Origin of the sequence: Streptomyces sp. NPDC047981, from assembly GCF_040653315.1 — a bacterium.
GTDB lineage: Bacteria > Actinomycetota > Actinomycetes > Streptomycetales > Streptomycetaceae > Streptomyces.
Genome location: NZ_JBEZNQ010000025.1, coordinates 74,324 through 97,586, shown reverse-complemented (window position 1 = coordinate 97,586; position 23,263 = coordinate 74,324). Strand labels below are relative to the sequence as shown.

Genomic DNA, 23,263 nt, shown 5'->3' with positions numbered 1-23,263 from the left:
CGGAGGGACAGACACCGGAGACCGGGGCACTCCCCCGGCGGCAGGAAGGGCATCCTGAAATGGCGCATGACATGTGGACCTACAGGGAGACCGCGTCCTCCGCAGCAAACCTGGACCTCACCGGCTACAGCGTCGAGGCGACCGACGGATTCGCCGGAACGGTCGACACGCACGAGCCGACGGCCGGGCGCGGCCACGTCGTCGTCGACACGAGCCCTTGGATTCCCGACCGTCGCGTCATCGTCCCCGCCGGCCTTGTCACCACCGTCGACCCCGGCACGAAGACGCTCCGCATCGGCTGCTCCCGCCGGCTGATCGAGCAGGCCCCACCGTTCGAACCCGGCCCCGACCTCGACCGGGACGACGACGACCAGCCGCACCGGATGAAGCTCGTCGACTACTACCTGGCGTTCGTCCGGTAGCCGAAGCCCGGCGGGCCGCGGCGCGGCGGACACCGCCCGCCGGGCTGCCGCCGATCCCCGCAGCGGCCCTCAGCGTTGGGCGTGTGCGCTCAGGAACCCGACCACGTGGAGGAACGCGTACGCGCCGATGACATAGAAGAGCACGCGCCAGGCGACGCCCTTCAGCTTCCATCGCTCGTTCGCACGGTCCATGGGGTGGTCCTCGCTGTTCGGGACCGTCTCCTTCCCCCTCCGGGACCGATCGACCACGTCACGCACGGGCATTTGACAGCTCCTCGCCGACCAACAGTACACTCGAATTCGATTCGACTTCGTATTCGGATTCTAGACCTGTCCGCCCCGCGCACACACCCCGGGAGCGATCGCGATGAGCACGGAAGCATGCGGCACCACGCGGCACGTACCCCTGGAGGGGTACTCCCGCCGGGCGCGCACCTGGCACAGGGCGAGCTGGAAGCGCGTGCTCCGCGAGGCGGCCGTCGGCAGCCTGATCATGCTCGTACCCGCCCTGCTCCTCGGCTTCTTCATCTCCTGGAAGATCGGCGCCGCCATCGTCGGCGCGACCGCCGCGACGGCCGTGCTCGCCGCCGTCTACTTCTCCCTCAGGGGGCACAGGTTCGGGTGCTCCGCCAAGAAGGGCCTCGTCCTGGCGCTGCGGTGGTGGGAGCAGATCTGAAGGGCGCCGCGCCGGGCAGGGCGCCCTTCAGCCGTTCTCCGCGGCGGCGATCCACTCGTCGTAGAACGGCGGCATCTCGGACGCGGGCCGAGTGAAGCGCGGGGCACGCTTCTCACGGAAGGCCGACACCCCCTCGACCCCGTCGCCGATGCTGGAGTAGAACATCGCCAGGGACTCCACCCGATGGGCGTCCTGCGGGCGTTCGAGGTTCGCGTTGCGGACGGTCATCTGACGGGTCAGCGCGGTCGCCACGCGCGAGCGGCCCAGCGTCCAGCGGTCCGCCAGCGCGCGGGCCTCCTTCAGAAGGCGGTCGGGCGCATGGACCGCGTTCGCGAGACCGGCGGCCGCCGCGGCCTCCGCGTCGAGGATCTCCGCGGAGTAGAGCAGGTCCAGGGCCCTGGGCAGGCCGACGAGGCGGGGCAGGAACCAGGTCGAGGCGGCCTCCGGCGTGATGCCGAGCCGACCGAAGACCAGGCCGAAGCGCGCGGTCGTCGACATCAGCCGTGCGTCCATCGCGAGCGTCAGGGTCGCGCCGATCCCGACGGCGGGACCGTTGATCGCGGCGATCACGGGCTTGCGGCAGGCGTGGATCGCCAGGGTGACCCGGCCTCCGGTGTCCCTGACCCGGCTGATGTCCGGGCTGTTGAGATCGTCCATGTCGGCGAGGGTGGGGGTGCGGGACTCGTCGAGCCCGAAGACGTTGCCGTCCGAGCCGAGGTCCATGCCCGCGCAGAACGCCTTGTCCGCGCCGGTGACGATGACGGCCCGTACGTCGTCGTTGTCGTTCACCTCGGCGAAGGTCCGTTCGAGTTCGCCGGCCATGGTCGGCGTGAAGGCGTTCAGGCGGTCCGGCCGGTCCAGGGTGACGGTGAGGACGCCGTCGTCGACGCGGTGATGGAGGGTGGTCCAGGTCATGAGGTGCTCGCTCCTGCGGGGCGGGTGAGGGCGGTGGGTGCGGCGGGGTTCATCCGCGGAGGTCGGCGAGCCGGCCGATGGCCTTCTCGGCGTCGGCCACGATGCCGCTGACGATCTCTCGGCAGGTGGCGACCGACTCGATGAGCCCCTGCGCCTGACCGGCCCACCACAGGCCGTCGTCCATGTGTCCCTGTTCGAGCACGCGGGTACGGCCCCGGACGCCCGAGGCCAGCTCGGCGATGTCCTCGAACGCGGCCCCGGGGCGCTTCGAGCGGGTGACGATCTCCTCGGAGATGGCGTTGCGCGCGACCCGGCCGGTGTTCCCGAACTCACGGAAGACCAGCTGGGTGGCTCGTTCGTCGTTCGCCACGATCTGGTCCTTGACGTTCCGATGCACCGGCGCTTCGGCGCTCGCGACGAAGCGGGTGCCCATGTTCACGGCACAGGCGCCGAGCGCGAGGGCCGCGGCGAGGCCGTCGCCGGTCGCGAAGCCGCCGCTGGCGATGACCGGGATCTCCAACCGCCGGACGGCGGCGGGGATGAGCACGAGGCCGGGGATGTCCTCCTCACCCGGGTGCCCCGCGCACTCGAAGCCGTCGATGCTGACCGCGTCGACCCCGAGCGTCTGCGCCTTGAGGGCGTGCCGCACGGCCACCGCCTTGTGGATCACCTTGACACCGTTGGCCTTGAAGTCGGCCACGTGCTCGACCGGGTTGCCGCCGGCCGTCTCCACGACCCGTATGCCGCTCTCGATGATCGCCGCCCGGTACTCCGCGTAGGGCACCGGCTTGAGGGTCGGCAGGACGGTCAGGTTCACGCCGAAGGGCCGGTCGGTCATCTCACGGCACCGCGCGATCTCCCTCGCCAGCGCCTCCGGCGTGGGCTGGGTGAGCGCCGTCAGGAACCCGAGGGCACCCGCCTCGGCCACGGCGGAGATGAGTTCCGCCGTGCCCACGCCGGTCATCCCGCCGCAGACGATCGGGTGGTCCACTGCGAACAGTTCGGTGAAGGTCGTCGAGATCATCATCGAGGCCGGCCAGGGCCCTCTCCGTTCTTCCGCCGTCGCCGTACGGGGATCCCACGGCGACCTCGTGTCGCGTCGGCGTGGCGGGCCGACGCGAGACTCGATTTCGAATCGAGTTTGAGTTTAGAGTCGTCCGGTGAGGAACTGTCAAGGTCCCGACGACCCCCCGGCCCACCCCGATCGACCGGCCCACCCTCCGCGTGTGGAGAAGCCGGGCCCGCCACCCGCCCCGCGCCCGTTGCTCGGACAGGCGGGCGACCGGGCCCTTGGATACGTTTCCTTCATGGAGAAGGACGTCTCCGCCTTCCTCGTCCGCCTGGCGCACGAACGGGGGCCGCGCTCGGACCAGTGGGTCGGCCTCGTGATGGAGCGGTTGCGCGAGGAGCTTCCCGGGCTCTGGCAGCACGAGGACCTCGCCCGGCGCGCGCTGGAGGAGACCTCCGCCCACGTCGCCGCCTTCCTCGACGCCCTGGAGCACGGTCGCGACGTCACCGAGGTCCAGGCGCCTCCCGCCGCCCTGGACGTCGCCCGCAGGTTCGCCGAGGCGGGCGTACCGCTCAGCACGCTGCTCCGCGCCTACCGCATCGGGCACGTCAACATGCTCCGGCTGCTCCAGGAAGAGGTCACACGGCTCACCGACGACCAGCAGCTGGCCAACACCGCGACGATCCGGCTGATCGAGACCGGATTCGCGTACGTCGACCACAACTCGGAACAGGTGGTCGCCGCCTACCAGGAGGTGCGCGACCGGCGGGTTCAGCACCGGCTCATGATCACCAGCGAGGCGAGCAGACGGATCGGGACCACCCTCGACACCACGCGCACCGCCGAGGAACTGGCGGAGGTCGGTGCCGACGGCTTCGCCGACCTCGTCACCGTCGACCTCCTCGGATCCCTCCTCCAGGGCGGCGAGCCCCACCCGCCGACGGAGCCGGCGGCGATGCGGCGCGTCGCCCAGCGGTCCACCCTGGACGGCTGCCCCGACTCCCCCGTCGCCACGGGTCAACAGCACGCCTACGCTCCGGGCTCGGCACCGGCCGAGGTGCTGGCCACCGGGCTGCCCCTGCTGCTGCGGGTCTCGGACTCGGACGTTCCTCCCTGGCTCGCACCGCCCGACCCACGCCGCTTCGGGTTCCACTCGGTCCTGCTGCTGCCCCTGTACGCGCGGGGAACCACCCTGGGCCTCGCGCAGTTCGTCCGCCATCGCACCCCCACCCCGTTCGACGACGACGACCTGCTGCTGGCCCAGGAGATCACCGCCAGAGCGGCGGTCCACCTCGACAACGCCCGCCGTTACACCCACGAGCGGACCACCGCGCTCGCGCTCCAGCACAGCCTGCTGCCCCAGCGCCCGGTGGAGCAGTCCGCCGTCGAGACCGCCGCCCACTACCTGCCGAGCGGCTCACGGGCCGGTGTGGGCGGGGACTGGTACGACGTGATCCCGCTGTCCGGCGGACGGGTCGCCCTCGTCGTGGGCGACGTCGTCGGCCGCGGGCTGCACGCGGCCGCCACCATGGGCCGGCTGCGGACCGCCGTACGCGCCTTCGCCGACATCGACCTGATGCCCGACGAGCTGCTCACCCACCTGGACGACGTGGTCATCCGCCTCCAGCGGGAGGAGGCCCACGAGGACGGCGAGATCAGCGCCACCTGCCTGTACGCGGTCTACGACCCCGCCACCCGCCTCTGCACCCTCGCCAGCGCCGGGCACGTACCTCCGGCCGTCGCGCCCCCTGCGGCCGGGGGTGGAACGGCCGGCACCGGGTCGACAAGCGGCAGTGGACCGGTTGCGGCCGGAGGTGGACCGGCCGGCACCGGGACGACGGCCGGCAGGGGACCGGCCGACGCGGGAGCGACGGCCGGGGGTAAACCGGCCGACACCGGAACCACGGCTGGGAGTGGACCGGCCGACGCGGGAACGACGGTCGGCGGTGGACCGGCCGACGCGGGAACGACGGTCGGAGCCGAGCCGCCCGGCCTGCCGGAACTGCCCATCGGCCCGCCGCTGGGACTCGGGGGCCTGCCGTTCGAGACCGTCCGCTGGGAGCTGCCCGAGGGGACGCTGTTGGCGCTGTACACGGACGGCCTCATCCAGAGCCGTACGCGCGATCTCGACGCCTCGCTGACGCTGCTGAGCGACACCCTCGCCCAGGCGTCACGGGCCTCGGCCTCACCGAACGAGTGCTGCGAACGGCTGCTCGCCAAGATGCTCCCGGCGCGCCCCGCCGACGACGTGGCCCTCCTGGTCGCGCGCACCCGGGCACTCGACCCCGGCCACGTCGCCACACTCGACCTCCCGTCCGACCCCGCCGCGGTGTCGGGGGCGCGCCGCTTCTGCGCCGACACACTGGGCACCTGGGGCCTCGACGAATTGTCCTTCACCACGGAACTCATCGTCAGCGAGCTGGTGACGAACGCGATCCGCTACGGCAAGCCCCCCATCCTCCTGCGGCTCGTCCTCGACTCGTCCCTGACCTGCGAGGTGTTCGACGGCAGCAGTACCGCGCCGCACATGCGCCGGGCCCGGACCTTCGACGAGGGCGGCCGCGGCCTGCTGCTCGTCGCCCAGTTCGCCGCGCGCTGGGGCACGCGGCCCGGCCGCGAGGGCAAGACCATCTGGGCCGAGCAGCCGCTCCCGTAGACCTACGGGCTCCGGCGGGCCCGGACCGGCTCCGGCGGCCCCCGGCTGGCAGTCGAGCCCCGCCGGGCCAGGGGGCGAGCAGGCCTCATCGAGGACAAGACCTTGACGGCACCTGACCGAGAGCTAAACTCGAACTCGATTCGACATCGAATCTCGCGCCTGCGGCTCTCCCTGCCGTCCGCGCCCAGGAGGTCGCCGCGCGTGCCCGGCGACGGCAACAGAACGGAGCGGGTCATGTCCCACTGCTACGACGTCACGGTGCTCACGGCCGGAGTCGTCGCATGACGGCGCGGCGGGTCGTCTTCATCGGCGCCGCGGGCGAGATGTGCAAGGTGGCCATCGAGCGCTTCGCCCGGGCGGGGGGCGACATCGAGCTCATCCTGTGCGACATCCGCCCCGAACTGCTGCACCCCCTGGTGAAGAAGCTCCCGTCCGGCCGGGCCAAGGCCCTCCGGCTCGACCTCTACGACCGGGACGCCCTCCTCGGAATCGTCGACGGCGCCGCCCTCGTCGTCCTGGGGGCGGGCCCCTACGTCCGCACCTCCGAGCCCGTGATCACGGCGTGCATCGAGCGGAAGGTGCCGTACCTCGACTTCGACGACGACGTCGAGAGCACCCAGCACGCGCTGAGCCTCGCCGACAGGGCCCAGGAGGCTGGCATTCCGCTCTACATCGGCTGCGGCGCCTCGCCCGGCATGAGCAATGTGCTGGCCGTGGACGCCGCGAGCGAGCTGGACACCGTCGAGGACATCGAGATGTTCTGGACGGTGGGCGACGAACGGCCGCACGTGGGCCGGGCCGTGCTCCAGCACCTCATGCACATCGCCGCGGGCGACTGCCTGACGTGGGAGAACGGCGGGCCGGTCACCCACCAGTCGTACGTCGAGACCGGATCGGCGCCGATGGGCGGCGGCCTGGGCGAGACCCTGCTGTACGAGACGGCCCACCCGGAGCCCGTCACCATGCCCCGCCGCTTTCCCGGGGCGCGGCGCATCCGCTGTCTGGGCGGCATGGACCCGGCGCCGGTCAACGGCCTCGTCAAGGGCCTCGGCCAGGCCATCGAGTCGGGCCGGATGACCTCGGACGAGGCGGTCGACTTCATGACGGCGATCGTCAAGAGCCGCTTCGGCTCCCCCGCGGGCTGGCGCCACGCCCTCGGCGGCATGATCGGCCAGGTCCGGCGCCGTGAGAGCGGGGCGGGCGAGCTGCTCGCCTTCCTCGGGGCTTCGGCCGTCCGTCGCCGCTACACGTGGCGGGGCGGCCTGCTGGCCCGCGTCAGCGGTACCCGGAACGGGCGCCCGGCCGTGGCCGTCCGTCGTACACCGGTCAGCGGGCCCGGGTCGTACCTCGTCGCCAGCATGGCGACGGTGACGGGGACCGCCTGCGCCGCGTTCATGGTCCTCGCACTCGACGAGGCCGGGAAACGCGCCGGCTCGTTCGCCCCGGAGGACTGGGCCGAGCCGGAGGCCTTCTACAACGCCCTGGAGCGCGTGGGGACTCCGCGCCACGAGATCGTCGAGTCGATGCGCTAGGGACGCTCCCGACTCGACCCTGATCAGGGCATCGCCGCGACCGCGTCCTCGGGAGGTCCCGGCGCGGCGATGCCCTGGTCGACCCCCTCACCCCTCGCGTGCGCCACGCGCCACGCCCTTGCCCTGGAGCCGCCGAGATGCCCCGCCCCCTCACTCCTGTCCCGCGTGCGCACAACCCCTTCCCCCAGGACGACCTGGTGAGGGACATGAACGGGCTCGCCCGATACCCCGACGCGCCCCCGACACTGCTCGACGCGCTCCGTACGCACGTCGAGCAGCGCCCCGAAGCCGAAGCGGTCGCCGAGCTCGGTGGGGAGCGGCTCACGTACGCGGAGCTGTGGCGGCGCGCGACGCGCGTGGCCGGAGGGCTGCGGGCCCGCGGCGTGACGGCCGGGGACCGGGTCTCCGTGCGGTACGAGGCGGGCACGGACTGGGCCCTCGCCTTCTGGGGCACCGTGCTGGCCGGGGGGATCGCCGTGGCGGTCAACACCCGGTCGGCGCCGCCCGAAGTGGAGGTGGTCCTCGCCGACGCGGGCGTGAAGGTCGACCTGCCGGAGGGCGCCCCGCTGCCGGACGGCGATCCGTTCGTCGCCCCGGATCCCGACCCCACCGACGTGGCCGCCCTCTTCTACACCTCGGGCACGACCGGGCGTCCCAAGGGGGTGCCGACCACGCACGAGGCGTTCGTGACCAACGCCGAGAACCTGATCCGCTGTCTCGGCATCCCCCGGGACGCCGGCCCCGAGCTGCGGACGCTGGTCTCCGTGCCGCTCTTCCATGTCACCGGCTGCAACGCGCAGTTCGTCGTCGCCGCCGTCCTCGGCGGTACGTCGGTGATCATGCCGACGCTCGATCTGCCGCGCCTCACGGCGGCGTTGGCGGAGGAACGGATCTCGTTCCTCGTGACGGTGCCCGCGGTGTACTCCCTGCTGCTGCGGCACCCGGCCTTCGCCGGCGCCGACGTCTCCGGGGTGCGCTGGCTGGCGTACGGCGGCGCCCCGATCGCGCCGTCACTCGTGCGCGCGCTGAAGGACGCCTTTCCGGCGGCCACGGTGATCAACGGCTACGGCATGACGGAGACGGCGTCGCTGATCACCGTCCTGCCGGACCGGGACGCCGCCGAGCACGCGGACTCCGTGGGCTACGCGGTGCCGTCGGTGGAGCTCGGCGTCGTCCCGATCGGCGACGACCCTTTCACGGGCGAGCTGGTGGTCCGCGGGGTCACGGTGACGACCGGCTACTGGCGCAGGCCGGAGGCGACGGCGGAGGCGCTCACCGGTGGATGGCTGCACACCGGGGACATCGTCCGGGTCGACGCGGCCGGGCGCGTGCACATCGTCGACCGGATCAAGGACATCATCAACCGCGGTGGCGAGAACATCTCGAGCGCCGAGGTCGAGGGGGTGCTGCTCTCCGCCCCCGGAGTCGCCGACGCCGCAGTCCTCGCCGTGCCCGACGAGGTCATGGGCGAGAAGGTCGGAGCCGTCCTCTTCGGCGACCGGGCGGAGCTGGACCTCGCCGCGGTGATCGCGCACTGCCGGGAGCGGCTCGCCGACTTCAAAGTTCCGCAGTACGCCACCGTCGTCGGCGAGGCGCTGCCGCGCAACGCAGGAGGGAAGCTGTTGAAGAACCGGCTGCGCGAGCAGGTGCGGTGGGGCGATCCGCTGCGTTAGCTTCCGCCGCCACGCCCCGCCCACACCCCGACCGTCACGCCACGCCACGCCCCACCCCGGCTGTCACACCCCGACCACGTGTCCGCCGACGAGCCGCACGCGCGCGTCCGGCCGCACACCCGCCGAGGCTCGTGCGCGCCGGTCGCGGTCACCCCGTCGCTTCGGAGCCGTAGGTCTCCAGGTACGCGGTGACCATGCGGCGCGCCTCGTCGATCGTGGCGTCGTCGCCGGCCGGCGAGCGCCGGAAGGCGCTGTCGAAGAGGCGGGTGCCCGCCTCGAAGGCGAGGAGCAGCGCGAGCAGGGGCGTGTCGGCCGACACGAGGCGCTGCTCGACGAGGTGGCGCCAGAGCCGTTCCGCCTGGGCCTCGTCGAACGCGCGCACCAGCTCGTCGAGCGTGGCGTGCTGGCGTCCCGCGAACCACAGCTCCGTGCAGCTGCGATGGCCGCGCATGTAGTCGAGGAGCAGGTCGATCATGACGTCGACGGCCTCGCGCAGCGTCTGCGCCCTGGGTTCGGCCAGGGCGAGGCCGATGAGCCGGTCCAGCTCGCCCAGGTGCCGCCGCAGCAGCTCGGCGTCCACCTGGTACCGGTCGGCGAAGTAGTGGTACATCGAGGCGATCGGGATGCCGGCCCGCTCGCCAGTCGCCTTCAGGGTGGCGGCTTCGTACCCCTGCTCGGCGAGCAGCGCCTCGGCGGCGTCGAGGATGGCCTTCCTGCGCTCCATCCCGCGGCGCTGGGCCGCCGGGCGGGCCGGGGTCCGGCTTGTCGCATTTTTATCGAACACGATTCGAGATCGTATCAGCCGCACGGCCCGACCTTCCCCTTCCGCGCGTATTGACACACCTCGGACACTCCCTAAACTCGAACTCGAATCGACATCTACTTTACCAATCGAGCAAGCGCGCCGAACGGAACGGAGAAGCCCATGGCCCACAGGTGGGACGTCGCGGCCGAGAGATTCGCGGGACGGACCGCGATCGTCACGGGCGCCAGCCGCGGCATCGGACTGGCCATCGCCGAACGGCTGGTGGCGGAGGGCGCGAAGGTGGTGATCACCGGGCGGAAACCGGACGCCCTGGCCGCGGCCGTCGCCGCGCTCGGCGGCTCCGACCACGCGCTCGGTGTCGCCGGCCACGCCGCTGACACCGCCCACCAGGACGAGGTGATCGCGAAGGCGGTCGACACCTTCGGCAGCGCCGACCTGCTGGTCAACAACGCGGGCGTCAACCCGGTGTACGGGCCGCTGATGGAGCTCGACCCCGACGTGGCCCGCTCCGTCGTCGAGGTCAACGCCCTCGCCGCGCTGTCGTGGGTCCAGAGGATGCACAAGGCGTGGCTGTCCGGCCACGGCGGTGCGGTCGTCAACGTGGCCTCGCTCAGCGGCGTGCGGCCGGAACCCGGCATCGGGATGTACGGCGCGAGCAAGGCGATGCTGATGCATCTCACCAAGGAGCTGGCGGTCGAGCTGAGCCCGCGCGTCCGGGTCAACGCGGTCGCGCCGGCCGTGGTGAGGACGAGGTTCGCCGCCGCCCTCTACGAGGGGCGGGAGGAGGCCGTCGCGGCGGAGTACCCGCTGGGGCGGCTCGGCGCCCCCGACGACGTCGCCGGCGCCGTGGCGTTCCTGCTCTCGGAGGACGCGGCGTGGATGACGGGGCGGACTCTCCTCGTCGACGGCGGTCTCGCCGCGGCGGGCGGTGCCTGATGGAGACGCACGAGGCCGGGGCGACTCCGGGGCTCGACCTCGCCCGGCTCCGGCCGTGGTTCGCCGAGGCCGTGCCGACGGCCCGGGTCGGCACGCTGTCGGCCACCCTGATCACCGGCGGCAAGTCCAATCTGACCTACCGCCTCACCGACGGCGCGTCCCACTGGATCCTTCGCCGGCCGCCCCTGGGCCATGTGCTGGCCACGGCCCACGACATGGGGCGCGAGTACGCGGTGACGGCGGCGCTCGCCGACACCCCGGTCCCGGTGCCGCGGCTGCACGGCCTCTGTCTCGACACCGGGGTCCTCGGCGCCACGTTCTACGTCATGGAGGCGGTCGACGGCCGGCCGTACCGGACGGCGGCGGACCTGGCGCCTCTCGGCCCCGCGCGGGTGCGACGGATCTCCGGCGCCCTGGTGGACACCCTCGCCGACCTCCACACGGTCGACCCGGAGGCCGTCGGTCTCGGCGGCTTCGGCCGCCCCGAGGGCTTCCTCGGCCGACAGGTGACGCGCTGGCGCAGGCAACTGGCCGCCTCGTACTCCCGCGACCTTCCGGCCGCCGTCACGCTCCACGCCGAACTGGAGGCCCGCGCACCCGCGATGGACGCCGTCGCCCGCCCGGGCATCGTCCACGGCGACTTCCGGCTCGACAACGTGCTCGTCGACGGCGACGACCGGATACGCGCCGTCATCGACTGGGAGATGGCCACCGTGGGCGACCCGTCCACCGACCTGGCGCTGATGCTCCTTTACACCCGGCTTGCCCGGCTGATCGGCCCGGAGGTCGCCCCGGACGCGGGCGACGCTCCGGGCTTCCTCAACGAGTCCGAGATCGTCTTCCGTTACGCCGCCCGCAGCGGGCGCGACCTCGGCGGCCTCGGCTTCCACCTCGGGCTCGCCGCCTTCAAACTCGCCACGATCCTCGAAGGCGTCCACTACCGCCACCTGGGCGGACAGACCGTCGGCCCCGGCTTCGACCGTGTCGGCGAAGCGGTCCACCCGCTGCTCGACGCCGGCCTCGCCGCACTCAAGGAACACTGATCATGCACTTCGCCTTCGACCCCCGCACCGAACTGCTGCGCGAGAACCTGCTGGATCTGATGTGGAGTCACATCCACCCTGCGGAGCCGGTGTTCGCGCGGCAGCTGGGTGCTCTCGACGACCGCTGGGCCTGGGACGCGGTCCCGGTGCTCGGCGAACTCCGGGCCGAGGCCCGCCGCCGTGGCCTGTGGAACCTGTTCCTCCCCGGCGAGGACGGCGCCGGCCTCTCCAACCTGCAGTACGCGCCCCTCGCCGAGATCACCGGCCGCTCGCCGGAACTCGCGCCCGCCGCCCTCAACTGCGCGGCGCCCGACACCGGCAACATGGAGGTGCTGTCCCTCTTCGGCACCCCGGCGCAGCGCAAGGAGTGGCTGGAGCCGCTCCTCGCCGGGGAGATCCGCTCGGCCTTCGCGATGACGGAACCCGAGGTCGCCTCCTCCGACGCCACCAACATCGCCACCTCGATCGTCCGCGACGGCGGCGACTACGTGATCAACGGCCGCAAGTGGTGGATCACCGGAGCGATGAACCCCAACGCCCAGGTGTTCGTCGTGATGGGCAGGACCGACCCCGACGCCGACCGGCACCGGCGCCAGTCGATGATTCTCGTACCGCGCGACACCCCCGGCCTGGAGATCAAGCGCGCCATGGAGGTCTTCGGGTACGACGACCACGACCACGGCGGTCACGCCGAGATGGTCTTCCACGACGTACGGGTCCCGGCCGCCAACCTCATCGGCCAGGAAGGCGACGGCTTCGCGATCGCCCAGGCCCGCCTGGGCCCCGGACGGATCCACCACTGCATGCGATTCATCGGGGTCGCCGAACGGGCCGTCGAGCTGATGTGCGCCCGCGCCGAGGAACGCGTGGCCTTCGGCAAGCCGCTCGCCCGCCAGGGCGTGATCCGCGACTGGATCGCGGAGTCCCGGGTGAGGATCGAGCAGCTGCGCCTCCTGGTGCTCAAGACCGCCTGGCTGATGGACACCTTCGGCAACAAGGGCGCCCACACCGAGATCCAGGCGATCAAGATCGCCACGCCCAGGACGGTCCAGTGGATCCTCGACAAGGCGATCCAGGTCCACGGAGCCGGCGGCCTCTCCCAGGACTTCCCCCTCGCCCGCGCCTATGCCGGCATCCGCTCCCTGCGCTTCGCCGACGGCCCCGACGAGGTGCACAAGAACGCCCTCGCGCGCGCCGAACTGAGCCGGCGGGCAGCGGCGGGCGACTGCCGGCCGGCAGGAGCCGACCCCGTACAGCCCCTCCCCACCGCGGCCAGGAGCCAACCGTGACAGAAACGACCACCGGCCGCACCGCGTCCACGGACGTCGACGTGCTGATCATCGGCGCCGGGATCTCGGGCATCGGTGCCGCCGCCCACCTCACGACCCGCCGACCCGGCACGTCCTTCGCGATCCTGGAGGGCCGTGAAGCGGTCGGCGGCACCTGGGACCTGTTCCGCTACCCCGGCATCCGGTCCGACTCCGACATGCCCACCTTCGGCTACGGCTTCAGGCCGTGGACCCACCGCAAGTCCATCGCCGACGGACATCTCATCCTCGACTACCTGCGGCAGACGGTCACCGAGCACGGACTCGCCCCCCACATCCGTCTCGGACACCGGGTCGTCGGCGCGGAGTTCTCCTCCGCGACGGGCCGGTGGACCGTCACCGCCGAGCGGCCCGGCAGCCGCACGAAGGCGCGGTACACCGCGCGCTTCCTGTTCCTCGGCACGGGCATGTACGACCACGAGGCGGGATTCACCCCGGAGTTCACCGGCATCGAGGACTTCGCGGGCACGGTGGTCCATCCGCAGCACTGGCCCGCCGACCTCGACCACCGGGGCAAGCGGGTCATCGTGATCGGCAGCGGCGCCACGGCCGTCACGCTCATCCCCTCGATGGCCCGCACGGCCGGTCACGTCACGATGCTGCAGCGCTCGCCGAGCTATGTGTTCTCGGTCCCGGCCCACGACGCCGTGGCCCACGCCCTGAGGAAGCTGGTCGGCCACCGACGCGCGCACCGGATCGTCCGGCGCAAGAACATCCTGTTCACCCGGGGCGTCTACAAGGCCAGCCGGCGCATGCCGCAACTGATGCGCAGGCTGCTCATCGCCGACGTACGCCGGCGACTGCCCCGTCACTTCGACGTCGACACCCACTTCACCCCGCGCTACGCCCCGTGGGACCAGCGGCTGTGCGTGGTGCCGGACGGGGATCTGTTCAAGGCGATCTCGGCCGGGCGCGCCTCGGTCGTGACCGACCACATCGACCGGTTCACCAAGGACGGCATCCGGTTGACGTCGGGCCAGGAACTGACCGGAGACATCGTCGTGACCGCGACCGGGCTCACCATGGCGCCCTTCGGCAGGATCCGGCTGCGCGTCGACGGCCGCGAGACGAAGCCCTCGGACACCATGGCGTACAAGGCGATGATGCTCTCCGGCGTGCCGAACCTCGCCTTCGCGCTCGGCTACACGAACCTCTCCTGGACGCTCAAGGTCGACCTGGTCTGCGAGCACTTCTGCCGCCTGCTCGACCACATGGACGCCCACGGCCACGACATCGTCGAGCCCGTCCTCGACGACCCGACCGTCGAGCGGGTGCAGTACATGAACCTGACCTCGAACTACGTCCTGCGGGGCATCGGCGCGTTCCCCCGGGCGGGGACGAGCGGCCCGTGGACGGTGGAGATGGCGTACGAGAAGGACGTCGAGCGGCTGCGTGAGGGGCCGGTCGAGGACGGCGCGCTCCGGTTCACCGCACGCGGCGCCACGCCCTCGGGTTCGCGGCCCCGCCCCGGGGCCGCCGGATGAGACGCGACATCACCTTCCTCAGCCAGGGTGTCCGCTGCGCCGCCTGGCACGTGCCCGCGACCCACGACGCCCTGGCCGGCCCCGGCGGACGGCCCTGCGTGGTCATGGCCCACGGCTTCGGCGGCACCCGCGACAGCGGACTGCTGCGCTACGCCGAGGGCTTCGCCGAGGCCGGCATCGACACGTTCGTCTTCGACTACCGCGGTTTCGGGGACTCCGGCGGCAGGCCCCGTCAGGACGTCTCCGTCCGCCGCCAGCGCCAGGACTACCACGCGGCGCTCGCGGCCGCCCGGCGGCTGCCCGGCGCCGACCCGGACCGGATCGCGCTGTGGGGCGTGTCGTACGCGGGCGGCCACGCCCTCGTCGTCGCCGCCCAGGACACGCGGGTCGCGGCGGTCGTCTCGCTGACCCCGGTGACCGACGGCCTCGCCTCACTCGCCCACGTCGTGCGTCACGCCGGGGTCGGCCGGCTGCTGCGCCTCGCGGGGCACGGGCTGCGTGACGCGGCGCGCTCCGTCACCGGGCGGCCGCCGCACCACATACCCGTGGTCGGGGAGCCGGGCGCACCGGCGATGATGGGTGTCCCCCGCGCGCGGGAGATCTGCGCGTCGTTCGCCGGACCCGGCTTCCGCAACGAGGTGCGCGCCCGTGCGGCGCTGAAGGTGGGTCTCAACCGGCCCACCACCTTCGTCGGCCGCCTGGCGTGCCCGATCCTCGTGCAGATCGGCACGGAGGACCGCATCGCACCCCCGGACGCGGCGCGGCGGACCGCCCGCGAAGCCGGCCGGCTCGCGGAGCTGCGCGAGTACCCCGTGGACCACCTGGACGTCTACGCGGGACCGGGACAGCGGCACGCGCTCGCCGACCAGCTCCACTTCCTCACGCGGGTCCTGGGTCACCACGGATCCCCCACCCAAGGGACGGGATGAAACATGTACGACTACGTCATCGTCGGCGCCGGGTCCGCGGGCTGTGTCCTCGCGGCGCGGCTCTCTGAGGACCCTGGCGTGCGGGTGGCGCTGATCGAGGCCGGCGGCCCCGACTCCGCGCAGGAGATCCACGTGCCGGCGGCCTTTCCCCAGCTCTTCAAGTCGGACCTGGACTGGGACCTGGATTCCGAGCCGGAGCCGGGCATCGGCGGCCGGCGGGCGTATCTGCCCCGGGGCAAGGTGCTCGGCGGCTCCAGCTCGATCAACGCGATGATCTACGTCCGGGGCAACCGCGCCGACTACGACGGCTGGGCCGCTGCCGGGGCGACCGGCTGGTCGTACGCCGACGTGCTGCCGTACTTCCGCCGCTCGGAGGACAACGAGCGCGGCGCGGACCTCTACCACGGGGTGGGCGGCCCGCTGACGGTCAGCGACGGCAGGTCCCGGCATCCGCTCGCCTCGGCCTTCGTCCGGGCGGCCGAGCAGGCCGGGCACAAGTCCAACGACGACTTCAACGGCGAGACGCAGGACGGCGTCGGGCGCTACCAGGTGACGCAGCGCGGCGGACTGCGGTGCAGCGCCGCCGTCGCCTATCTGCATCCCGCCCTCGACCGGCCGAACCTGACCGTGCTCACCTCGGCCCGCGCCCACCGCGTGGTGATCGAGGGCGGCCGTGCCACGGGGGTGGAGGTCGAGCGGGGCGGCGCCGTCGAACGCGTCCGGGCCGAGCGGGAGGTGATCCTGTCGGCGGGGGCGTACGAGTCACCCAAGCTGCTGATGCTCTCCGGCATCGGCCCGGCCGCCGCCCTGTCCGCCTTCGGCATCGGCGTCGTCCGCGACCTGCCGGTCGGCCAGGGCCTGCAGGACCACTACATGGCGCTGCTCAACTACCGTACGGACACGGAGTCACTGCTCGGCGCGGCGACCGCGGAGAACGCGGCGCTGCTGCGGAGCGAGGGGCGCGGCCCGCTGACCTCCAACGTGGGTGAGGCGGGCGGGTTCTTCCGCAGCCGCCCCGAACTGGGCGCCCCCGACGTGCAGTTCCATGCCGCCCCGGTACTGTTCCACGACGAGGGGCTCGGTGCGCCGACCGGGCACGGCTTCGCGTTCGGCCCGTGCGTCCTCGCCCCGACGAGCCGCGGCGCGGTGACCCTGCGTTCGCCGCGCCCCGACGCGACGCCCCGGATCGTCCACAACTACCTGACGACGGCGGAGGACCGGGCCGCCCTCGTCGCCGGTCTCCGGATCGCTCTGGAGATCGCCGCCCGGCCCGCGGTGGCCGACCTCGTCGCGGACCCCTTCGACGCGCCGGTCTCGCACTCCGACGCAGGCCTGCTCGCCTGGGCGCGGCGATCCGGGCAGACGCTGTTCCATCCGACGTCGACGTGTGCGATCGGCTCGGTGGTCGACCCCGAGCTGCGGGTGTACGACGTGCCGGGCCTGCGGGTCGTCGACGCCTCCGTCTTCCCGTTCGTACCCCGTGGCAACACCAACGCGCCCACGATCATGGCCGCGGAGAAGGCGGCCGACCTCATCAAGGGAGCCGTCCGATGACGACGTCCCCGCCGACCACCGAGCAGGTGTGGGAGATCGACCGTGCCGTCGAGGACCTGGTCCGCGGCGAGGCGGTCTGGGCGGCCTGCGACCGGGCGAGACGACGCGAACTCCTGGAACGGGTGCGGGCGGCGACCGCCGCGCACGCGGCGGACTGGGTGCGCGCGGCCACCGCGTACAAGGGACTCGCGCAGGACGGCCGGCTGGTCGGCGAGGAGTGGATCACCGGCCCGTACCCGGTCCTCACCGGCCTGGGCGCGCTGGCCGCGAGCATCGAGGCCCTGGAGGTGAGCCGGAGCCCCGTCGACGGGTTCTCCTTCGGCCGGGCGCCGGGCGGGCGCGTCACGGTACGCGTGCTGCCGCACAGCGTCTGGGACCAGCTGCTGCTGAACGGTTTCAGCGCTGAGGTGTGGATGCCGCCGGGGGTCACGAAGGAGGCGGTGCGCGCCCGCGCGGGCCTCGCGCTCCTGCGTCCGGCCGAGACGAACGGTGTGGGCGTGGTGCTCGGCGCGGGGAACATCACCTCGATCCCCGTCCTGGACGTGCTGTACGAGCTGTACGCGAACAACCGGGTCGTGGCCCTCAAGCTCAATCCGGTCACCGACGGTCTCCTCGATGTCTTCGGCGCGGTCCTCGCGCCGCTGATCGAGCTCGGCGCGGTACGGATCCTCACCGGCGGCGCCGATGTGGGCGCGTACCTCGTGCACCATCCGAAGGTCGGCCACGTCCACATGACGGGGAGTGCCGCGACCCACGACGCGATCGTCTTCGGTACGGGAGAGGAGGGTGCCGCGCGGAAGAAGGCCCGGACGCCACTGCTCGACAAGCCGGTCACCAGTGAGCTGGGCGGCGTGTCCCCGACGATCGTGCTGCCGGGCGGCTGGTCCGAGGCGGACCTGCGCTACCAGGCCGAGCACGTCGCCACGCAGAAGCTGCACAACGGTGGCTACAACTGCGTGGCGAGCCAGGTGGTCGTCGTCAGTTCCGACTGGCCGCAGAAGGACCGCTTCCTGGCCCACCTGCGCGCCGCCCTGGCCGACGCGCCCGCCCGCCCCGCGTACTATCCGGGCAGCGACGAACGGGTCTCCCGGGCCCTCGACACCTACGGCGGCGTGGCCGAGCGCATCGGCGGAGGCCGGGTCCTCATCACGGGGCTCGACCCGGCGCAGGCCGGACCGGCGCTGACCGGCGAGTACTTCGCCCCGGTCCTGGCCGTCCTGGAACTCCCCGGAGATGTACGCCAGTTCCTCGCCGCGGCGGTCCGCACGGCGAACGAGGAGTTCACCGGCACGCTCGGCGCGAACCTGATCGCACACCCGGGCACCGTGGCCGTCCTCGGCCCCGCCCTTGACGAGGCGATCGCCGAACTCCGCTACGGCACGATCGCGTTGAACGCCTGGACGGGAGTGGGCTACCTCACCGCGACGGCCCCCTGGGGCGCGTTCCCCGGCCACACCCTCGACGACGTGCAGAGCGGCATCGGCGTGGTGCACAACGCCCTGCTCCTGGACGGGCCGGAACGCACCGTCGTGCGGGGCCCGTTCCACCCCGCGCCCCGGGCGCTGCTGCACGGGCGGACCACCCTCTCCCCGAAGCCCCCGTGGTTCGTCACCCATCGCACCGCGGCCACCACGGGCCGGCTCCTCGCCGACTTCGCCGCCGCGCCCCGCTGGACCGCGCTGCCGAGGATCTTCGCCTCGGCGCTGCGCGGCTGACACTGTCACGCGGCCTCGGGGCTCCGTACGCTGCGTGCCCGGGAAGGAGTTCGACCTTGCTCGACACCGGATACACGGAGACGGCGTACGGCGGCGGAGTCACCGTACTGGCCGGGGCGGAGCGGGGTGCCTACCCGTTCGCCCACTCGGTTCTCGTACGCGGCACCGCCGAGACGCTGGTCATCGACCCGTCGCTGTCGCTCGTCGGGGCCGCCCCACTCGCCGATGTGGTCCTCGTGAGCCATGCCCACGAGGACCACATCGCGGCTCTGGCCGACTACGAGGCGTCCGTCCCCGTCCACGTCCACGGGGCGGACCTGGCCGCGGTGCGCTCCCGCGCGGTCATGGTCGAAGGCTTCGGCCTCCCTCCGGACGCCGCCGAGGACACCGACCTGATGCTGCGCGACCGCTTCCACGTCCAGGGCCGCCCCGGGGCGACGGGGTTCGAGGACGGCACCGTCTTCGACCTCGGCGGGCGTACGGTGACGGTCGTGCACCTGCCCGGCCACACCGCGGGCCACTGCGGGTTCCTGATCGAGCCGGACGGGTTCCTCTTCGTCGCGGACATCGACCTGACGTCGTTCGGCCCCCATTACGGGGACGTCGGCAGCAGCCTCACCGACTTCGAGGCGTCCCTGCGCCGCTGCCGGGAGATCGAGGCCCGCTGGTACGGCACGGCCCACCAGAAGGGTGTGATCGAGGGGACCGCCGAGTTCTCCGCGCGCCTCGCCGCCTTCGCCGGCGTGATGGCGAACCGCGACGCGAACCTTCTGTCGTTCCTCGCCGAGCCCCGGACCATCGAGGAGATCGCCGCGCGGAGACTGGTCTACCGCGCGCACGTCGAAGGCCCCCACGTGCTGCCGGTCGAGCGCAGGACCGCGGTGCAGCACGTGACCCGGCTGACCGGCGCGGGCCGGGTCACGGAGGTCGAACCGGGACGGTTCCGCACGGTGTGACGCCCGTGCTCCCATGACGGCGCCAGGCGCACGGAAGGCCGGCCTCTCACTCCGGAGAGGCCGGCCTTACGCGCGCCCGTGTCCGCGTCCGCGCGGGGTGTCAGCGGCCCAGGCTCGCGAGAACCGCCTGCGCCGCGTTCTCGCCCGACGTCGCCGCGTCGGCCAGCGACGGCATGTCGAGCTGGTAGTCACCGGCCAGGTGGATCGGCCCCAGGGGATCGCGCAAGGTCGGCAACGACGCGCGCCCGCCGGGTGCCCAGAACGGCACCACGCGCTGGTGGCGCCGCACGATCCCGTCCCCGAGCTTCCCCGCGAGCTGGGGGTGGACCGTGAGCAGGTCCGCGGAGAACCGGGCGACGATCTCCTCGTCGGAGAGCTCGAACAAGGCGTCGGCCGAGGCGCCTCCGGCGAAGCACGCCAGCGCGCCGCCCGGCTCGCGGGGGCCGTGTTTGCGCAGGGCCGCGGCGTGGTTGAACACCGCCTGGAAGGCGAGTTGCGGCGTGGACACGCCGAGGAGCCCGTCCCAGGGCTGGGGCCCCTCCTCCTCGGTGAAGAAGCCGACGACGACGTACCGGCCGTAGCGGATGTCGTCCAACGCCTGACGGTGCGTCGGCGGAAGGCCCGGAAGGATCTGCGTGGCGACGTCGCCGGGAACCGTGACGATGGCGCGTCGCGCGCGGATCCGCGCCGGGCGCCCGGCGTCGACATAGTGCACGACGACCCCGTCTCCGCTCTGCTCCACGGACCGGACGGTCGCCCCGAGCCGGAGACGGTCGCCCAGGTCCGCGGCCAGAATGTCGGTCAGGGTCTGGTTGCCGCCGACCGGGAGGGCGAAGTTCGGTACCTTCGCAGGGTCCGTGAGGGCGATGCCGATCGACACCACCAGCTGGGTCGCCGCCGTCTCCTCCGGCTCGCACCCCATCCACTGCCCCGACCAGGACCGGACCACGGCCCGGGCGACCTCGGAACGAATACCGCGCAGCAGGTCCGACGCGCGCCTTCGGTCGAGCCCGGCGCGCACCCTCGCCGCCAGGCGGCCGTGCGACGTCAGGAACGGGACCGCGGAGAGGACGCGGGCACCGACCATCGCCATGCCGACCTGGTCCATGAAGCGCATGCGCGTGCGGAACATGAGGGCTGGCACGTCGGACGTGTCGACCATGACTCCGTTGAGGACGAGCGCCACGCTCGTGTCGGCGAGGGACCCCATCTCCACACCGTGCCGATGGAGGGCGTCGATCAACGGACCGGTCCCCTCGGTGAACTGCGTACCGAGATTGATCCAGTACTCGCCCTTCCGGACCGTCTCGACGCGCCCGCCCGGCCGGTCCGCCGCTTCGAGCACCACGACGTCGGCCTTGCCCGCGAGGGTCGTGGCCGCCATCAGACCCGCCATTCCGGCGCCGATGACCACGACATCGCGGGTTTCCTCGTCCATGTGCGGCAATGCGGCCATGCTCTCCGGCTCCTCCCAGCAAACTGAAACTCGAATCGTTTTCGAGTCTACAATAGCGGTCGCACACCCGGCGCCGACCTTCGCCGACGGCGAGCCGACGCGGAGTGTCCGCGGCCGGCGTCCTCCCTCTCTTGCGAGGATGGGAAAGCCTGGCGTCGGCCCGTCCCGCTCCCCCACCGCCCCTCCTCCACCGCCCCCTCCGCCACTCCTCCCCCGCTCCCGCCTCTCTGCGAGCCGCCTTGATCGCTCTCCTCGTCCTGCTGTCCCTGCTCTTCCTGTGGACCGTCGTGTCCGACCGGATGGCACGGTGGAGCATCACCGCCCCGATCACCTTCGCCGCGGCCGGCATCCTCCTCAGCGGCGGCGAACACCCGGTCGTTCCGCTCGACATGGACACCCACACCTTCCAGCGGGCCATCGAGCTCGTCCTCGCGGTGATGCTCTTCACCGATGCCACCGAGGCACGGGAGTACGCGCGGCTGCGAGGCCCGGTCGGCGGAGGCAGACTGCTGGGGATCGCCCTGCCGGCCTCGCTCGTACTCGCCACACTCGTGGGCGCGCTCGTCTTCCCCGGGCGAAGCTGGTGGCTCCTCGCGGTCGCGGCCCTCGTGGTGATGCCCATGGACCTCGCCCCAGTCCTGATGATCCTGCGCGACGAGCGCGTACCCCTGCGCGTGCGCGCCGCACTCAACGTCGAGGGGGGCTTCAACGACGGGTTGATCTCCCCGCTGTTCGTCTTCTGCGTCGCCAACCTCGTCTCGGCCGAGGGCGAGAGCTTCGGCGACCTCCTGCTCAACGCCCTCAAGGGCGCGGTGTACGCCGCCGTCGTCGGCAGCGTGCTCGGCTTCCTCGCCTCCCAGGCGGTGCGGCGGGCCCTCGAGTCCGGGTGGGCCAAGCCGACGAGCCTGCGCATGGCGGCTCTCGCCCTGCCGTTCATGACGTACGCGGCCTCTGTGCTCGTGGGCGGCAACGGCTTCGTCGCGGCCTTCGTGGCGGGTCTCTGGTACGCGACCACCGTCTCCGTGATCGGGCGGGGCTCCCTCGATCTGGTGGAGGACTCCAGCCACCTGCTGGCCCTGGCCGCGTGGTACGCGTTCGGCGCGCTCGTCGCCGAGGCGTTCGCCGACGGGATCGCGCTGCAGGTCCTCGTCTACGCGCTGCTGGTCCTGTCCGTGGCCCGGTTCGTCCCGGTCGTCGCAGCGCTCACAGGGTCCGGCTTCACCCGCTCCGAACGCGTCGCGATCGGCTGGCTCGGGCCACGCGGCGTCACGTCCATCGTCTTCGCGGTCCTCGCCTACACCCAGCTCGGCAAGGACGAATCGGACTTCGTCGTGAACGTGACCGCCGCGACCGTGCTGCTCAGTGTCGTCCTGCACGGGGTGACCGCGGAACCGGTCGCGCGCTGGTTCGCACGGCACGCGAACCCGGAGGAGACGGCGCCGACGACACCGAGGACCGGCGCGTGAGCACCGCCGGACGCGTCAGGCGGCCGTGTTCAGGGCGGAGACGACACTGGCCACCGTGATCGTGTTGAACACGAACGCGATGACGGAGTTGGCCGCCACCGTCCGGCGCATCTCCCGCGACAGCACCGTGACATCGGTCGTCCCGAACGTCGTCATGACCGACAGGGCGAAGTACACGTAGTCACCCCAGTCGGGTTCCTCGCTGCCGGGAAACTCCAGCGCGTGCCCCCGCTCCACGAGATCGTCGGCGTTGAAGGCCACGGCGAACGCGACGACCACGCAGATCCACGCGACGACCACGAGAACGAGGGCGACCGCCCCACGCACCCCCGTCGTCAAGGAAGAACCGATGTGCCCGGGGAACCACACGACCGCCACGACGAGGGCGGCGGCCGCGATGAAGAGGGAGACCCCCGGCCCCGGAGCCGTACCGAGGACGTACCGCTGGAGCAGCGTCCCGCGCTCGGAGCGCCGGGCCCACACACGCACCCGCTCAGGAGGCGCGGTGGAGAAGGCGACCGAGGTGAGCAGGAGGTACGGAAGCAGATAGGCCAGCAGCACCAGCACGCCCACGTCGGCCGCCGACATCCGCGCCCAGCTGCCGTCGACGGCCACGAGCAGGGCCGCCGATCCGACGGCGATCGCGGCACTCACGGAGGACCGGCGGCGCTCGGAGAGCCACCGGTTCCGGGCGCGTCGAGGAGCATCCTGCACGGGCGATCTCCTTCTCCCCGATCGACTGCCGAC

The 23,263-nt window shown here is 72.4% G+C and carries 19 protein-coding genes and 1 pseudogene; 14 read left to right on the top strand and 6 right to left on the bottom strand.

Features of this window, described 5'->3' with window-relative positions; translation table 11 throughout:
• The first annotated feature begins 71 nt into the window (after window positions 1-71).
• Window positions 72-422: a PRC-barrel domain containing protein gene (locus AB0E14_RS17290; protein WP_362417914.1), complete on the top strand. Its 351-nt coding sequence runs from the start codon at window positions 72-74 to the stop codon at window positions 420-422.
• Between the two features lie 69 nt (window positions 423-491).
• Here the strand turns inward: AB0E14_RS17290 and AB0E14_RS17285 are convergent, their stop codons facing one another.
• Window positions 492-614, bottom strand: a complete 123-nt coding sequence (locus AB0E14_RS17285) for a hypothetical protein (RefSeq protein WP_362417911.1) — start codon at window positions 612-614, stop codon at window positions 492-494.
• Window positions 615-789: 175 nt separating this feature from the next.
• On the opposite strand from AB0E14_RS17285, the gene AB0E14_RS17280 reads away from it, so the two are divergent.
• Window positions 790-1,098, top strand: a complete 309-nt coding sequence (locus AB0E14_RS17280) for a hypothetical protein (protein WP_362417908.1) — start codon at window positions 790-792, stop codon at window positions 1,096-1,098.
• Between the two features lie 27 nt (window positions 1,099-1,125).
• Here AB0E14_RS17280 and AB0E14_RS17275 read toward each other — a convergent pair whose 3' ends face one another.
• Window positions 1,126-2,013, bottom strand: coding sequence for an enoyl-CoA hydratase-related protein (locus AB0E14_RS17275; protein ID WP_362417905.1), 888 nt, complete (start codon window positions 2,011-2,013; stop codon window positions 1,126-1,128).
• A gap of 49 nt (window positions 2,014-2,062) precedes the next feature.
• Window positions 2,063-3,040, bottom strand: a complete 978-nt coding sequence (locus AB0E14_RS17270; RefSeq protein ID WP_362417902.1) for a nitronate monooxygenase — start codon at window positions 3,038-3,040, stop codon at window positions 2,063-2,065.
• A 280-nt stretch (window positions 3,041-3,320) separates the two neighbouring features.
• Between AB0E14_RS17270 and AB0E14_RS17265 the strand changes: the two genes are divergently transcribed.
• The 3 genes from AB0E14_RS17265 (at window position 3,321) to AB0E14_RS17255 (ending at window position 8,883) form a co-directional block, all read left to right on the top strand.
• Window positions 3,321-5,678 carry a SpoIIE family protein phosphatase gene (locus AB0E14_RS17265; RefSeq protein ID WP_362417899.1) on the top strand — a complete coding sequence of 786 codons (2,358 nt, stop codon included), beginning with the start codon at window positions 3,321-3,323 and terminating at the stop codon, window positions 5,676-5,678.
• A gap of 281 nt (window positions 5,679-5,959) precedes the next feature.
• Entirely contained in the window at window positions 5,960-7,210 is a 1,251-nt protein-coding gene (locus AB0E14_RS17260; RefSeq protein ID WP_362417896.1) for a saccharopine dehydrogenase NADP-binding domain-containing protein, read from the top strand.
• Window positions 7,211-7,347: 137 nt separating this feature from the next.
• Window positions 7,348-8,883 (top strand): AMP-binding protein, encoded by a 1,536-nt coding sequence (locus tag AB0E14_RS17255; RefSeq protein WP_362417893.1) that lies wholly within the window; start codon window positions 7,348-7,350, stop codon window positions 8,881-8,883.
• Window positions 8,884-9,031: 148 nt separating this feature from the next.
• On the opposite strand, the gene AB0E14_RS17250 is transcribed toward AB0E14_RS17255, so the two are convergent.
• The gene (locus AB0E14_RS17250; RefSeq protein WP_362417890.1) at window positions 9,032-9,667 is read right to left on the bottom strand and encodes a TetR/AcrR family transcriptional regulator; all 636 of its coding nucleotides are present in this window, start codon (window positions 9,665-9,667) and stop codon (window positions 9,032-9,034) included.
• 141 nt (window positions 9,668-9,808) lie between these two features.
• On the opposite strand from AB0E14_RS17250, the gene AB0E14_RS17245 reads away from it, so the two are divergent.
• The 8 genes and pseudogenes from AB0E14_RS17245 (at window position 9,809) to AB0E14_RS17210 (ending at window position 19,594) form a co-directional block, all read left to right on the top strand.
• The gene (locus AB0E14_RS17245; RefSeq protein ID WP_362417887.1) at window positions 9,809-10,585 is read left to right on the top strand and encodes an SDR family oxidoreductase; all 777 of its coding nucleotides are present in this window, start codon (window positions 9,809-9,811) and stop codon (window positions 10,583-10,585) included.
• Entirely contained in the window at window positions 10,585-11,628 is a 1,044-nt protein-coding gene (locus tag AB0E14_RS17240) for a phosphotransferase family protein (RefSeq protein ID WP_362417884.1), read from the top strand. The genes AB0E14_RS17245 and AB0E14_RS17240 overlap by 1 nt, the downstream gene beginning before the upstream one ends.
• Before the next feature lie 2 nt (window positions 11,629-11,630).
• Window positions 11,631-12,836: pseudogene (locus tag AB0E14_RS17235) on the top strand (acyl-CoA dehydrogenase family protein); the annotation flags it as partial.
• 77 nt (window positions 12,837-12,913) lie between these two features.
• A complete protein-coding gene (locus tag AB0E14_RS17230; protein WP_362417881.1) occupies window positions 12,914-14,440 on the top strand; it encodes an NAD(P)/FAD-dependent oxidoreductase in 1,527 nt (508 codons plus the stop codon).
• Window positions 14,437-15,369, top strand: coding sequence for an alpha/beta fold hydrolase (locus tag AB0E14_RS17225; protein WP_362417878.1), 933 nt, complete (start codon window positions 14,437-14,439; stop codon window positions 15,367-15,369). The genes AB0E14_RS17230 and AB0E14_RS17225 overlap by 4 nt, the downstream gene beginning before the upstream one ends.
• A gap of 3 nt (window positions 15,370-15,372) precedes the next feature.
• Entirely contained in the window at window positions 15,373-16,923 is a 1,551-nt protein-coding gene (locus AB0E14_RS17220; RefSeq protein WP_362417875.1) for an FAD-dependent oxidoreductase, read from the top strand.
• On the top strand, window positions 16,920-18,638 hold the full coding sequence (locus AB0E14_RS17215) for an aldehyde dehydrogenase family protein (protein WP_362417872.1): 1,719 nt from the start codon (window positions 16,920-16,922) through the stop codon (window positions 18,636-18,638). Before AB0E14_RS17220 ends, AB0E14_RS17215 begins: the two co-directional genes overlap by 4 nt.
• A gap of 56 nt (window positions 18,639-18,694) precedes the next feature.
• A complete protein-coding gene (locus AB0E14_RS17210) occupies window positions 18,695-19,594 on the top strand; it encodes an MBL fold metallo-hydrolase (protein ID WP_362417869.1) in 900 nt (299 codons plus the stop codon).
• Between the two features lie 100 nt (window positions 19,595-19,694).
• On the opposite strand, the gene AB0E14_RS17205 is transcribed toward AB0E14_RS17210, so the two are convergent.
• A complete protein-coding gene (locus AB0E14_RS17205) occupies window positions 19,695-21,050 on the bottom strand; it encodes an NAD(P)/FAD-dependent oxidoreductase (RefSeq protein ID WP_362417866.1) in 1,356 nt (451 codons plus the stop codon).
• A 239-nt stretch (window positions 21,051-21,289) separates the two neighbouring features.
• On the opposite strand from AB0E14_RS17205, the gene AB0E14_RS17200 reads away from it, so the two are divergent.
• Window positions 21,290-22,516 (top strand): cation:proton antiporter, encoded by a 1,227-nt coding sequence (locus tag AB0E14_RS17200; protein ID WP_362417863.1) that lies wholly within the window; start codon window positions 21,290-21,292, stop codon window positions 22,514-22,516.
• Between the two features lie 15 nt (window positions 22,517-22,531).
• Here the strand turns inward: AB0E14_RS17200 and AB0E14_RS17195 are convergent, their stop codons facing one another.
• Window positions 22,532-23,170 carry a DUF1345 domain-containing protein gene (locus AB0E14_RS17195; RefSeq protein WP_362417950.1) on the bottom strand — a complete coding sequence of 213 codons (639 nt, stop codon included), beginning with the start codon at window positions 23,168-23,170 and terminating at the stop codon, window positions 22,532-22,534.
• Window positions 23,171-23,263: the final 93 nt, after the last annotated feature.

Excerpts from the sequence above, each read along its gene's own strand:
- AB0E14_RS17290 (WP_362417914.1), top strand. The coding sequence starts at position 72 with ATGTGGACCTACAGGGAGACCGCGTCCTCCGCAGCAAACCTGGACCTC.
- AB0E14_RS17285 (WP_362417911.1), bottom strand. The coding sequence starts at position 614 with ATGGACCGTGCGAACGAGCGATGGAAGCTGAAGGGCGTCGCCTGGCGC.
- AB0E14_RS17280 (WP_362417908.1), top strand. The coding sequence starts at position 790 with ATGAGCACGGAAGCATGCGGCACCACGCGGCACGTACCCCTGGAGGGG.
- AB0E14_RS17275 (WP_362417905.1), bottom strand. The coding sequence starts at position 2,013 with ATGACCTGGACCACCCTCCATCACCGCGTCGACGACGGCGTCCTCACC.
- AB0E14_RS17270 (WP_362417902.1), bottom strand. The coding sequence starts at position 3,040 with ATGATGATCTCGACGACCTTCACCGAACTGTTCGCAGTGGACCACCCG.
- AB0E14_RS17265 (WP_362417899.1), top strand. The coding sequence starts at position 3,321 with ATGGAGAAGGACGTCTCCGCCTTCCTCGTCCGCCTGGCGCACGAACGG.
- AB0E14_RS17260 (WP_362417896.1), top strand. The coding sequence starts at position 5,960 with ATGACGGCGCGGCGGGTCGTCTTCATCGGCGCCGCGGGCGAGATGTGC.
- AB0E14_RS17255 (WP_362417893.1), top strand. The coding sequence starts at position 7,348 with ATGCCCCGCCCCCTCACTCCTGTCCCGCGTGCGCACAACCCCTTCCCC.
- AB0E14_RS17245 (WP_362417887.1), top strand. The coding sequence starts at position 9,809 with ATGGCCCACAGGTGGGACGTCGCGGCCGAGAGATTCGCGGGACGGACC.
- AB0E14_RS17240 (WP_362417884.1), top strand. The coding sequence starts at position 10,585 with ATGGAGACGCACGAGGCCGGGGCGACTCCGGGGCTCGACCTCGCCCGG.
- AB0E14_RS17225 (WP_362417878.1), top strand. The coding sequence starts at position 14,437 with ATGAGACGCGACATCACCTTCCTCAGCCAGGGTGTCCGCTGCGCCGCC.
- AB0E14_RS17220 (WP_362417875.1), top strand. The coding sequence starts at position 15,373 with ATGTACGACTACGTCATCGTCGGCGCCGGGTCCGCGGGCTGTGTCCTC.
- AB0E14_RS17215 (WP_362417872.1), top strand. The coding sequence starts at position 16,920 with ATGACGACGTCCCCGCCGACCACCGAGCAGGTGTGGGAGATCGACCGT.
- AB0E14_RS17205 (WP_362417866.1), bottom strand. The coding sequence starts at position 21,050 with ATGGCCGCATTGCCGCACATGGACGAGGAAACCCGCGATGTCGTGGTC.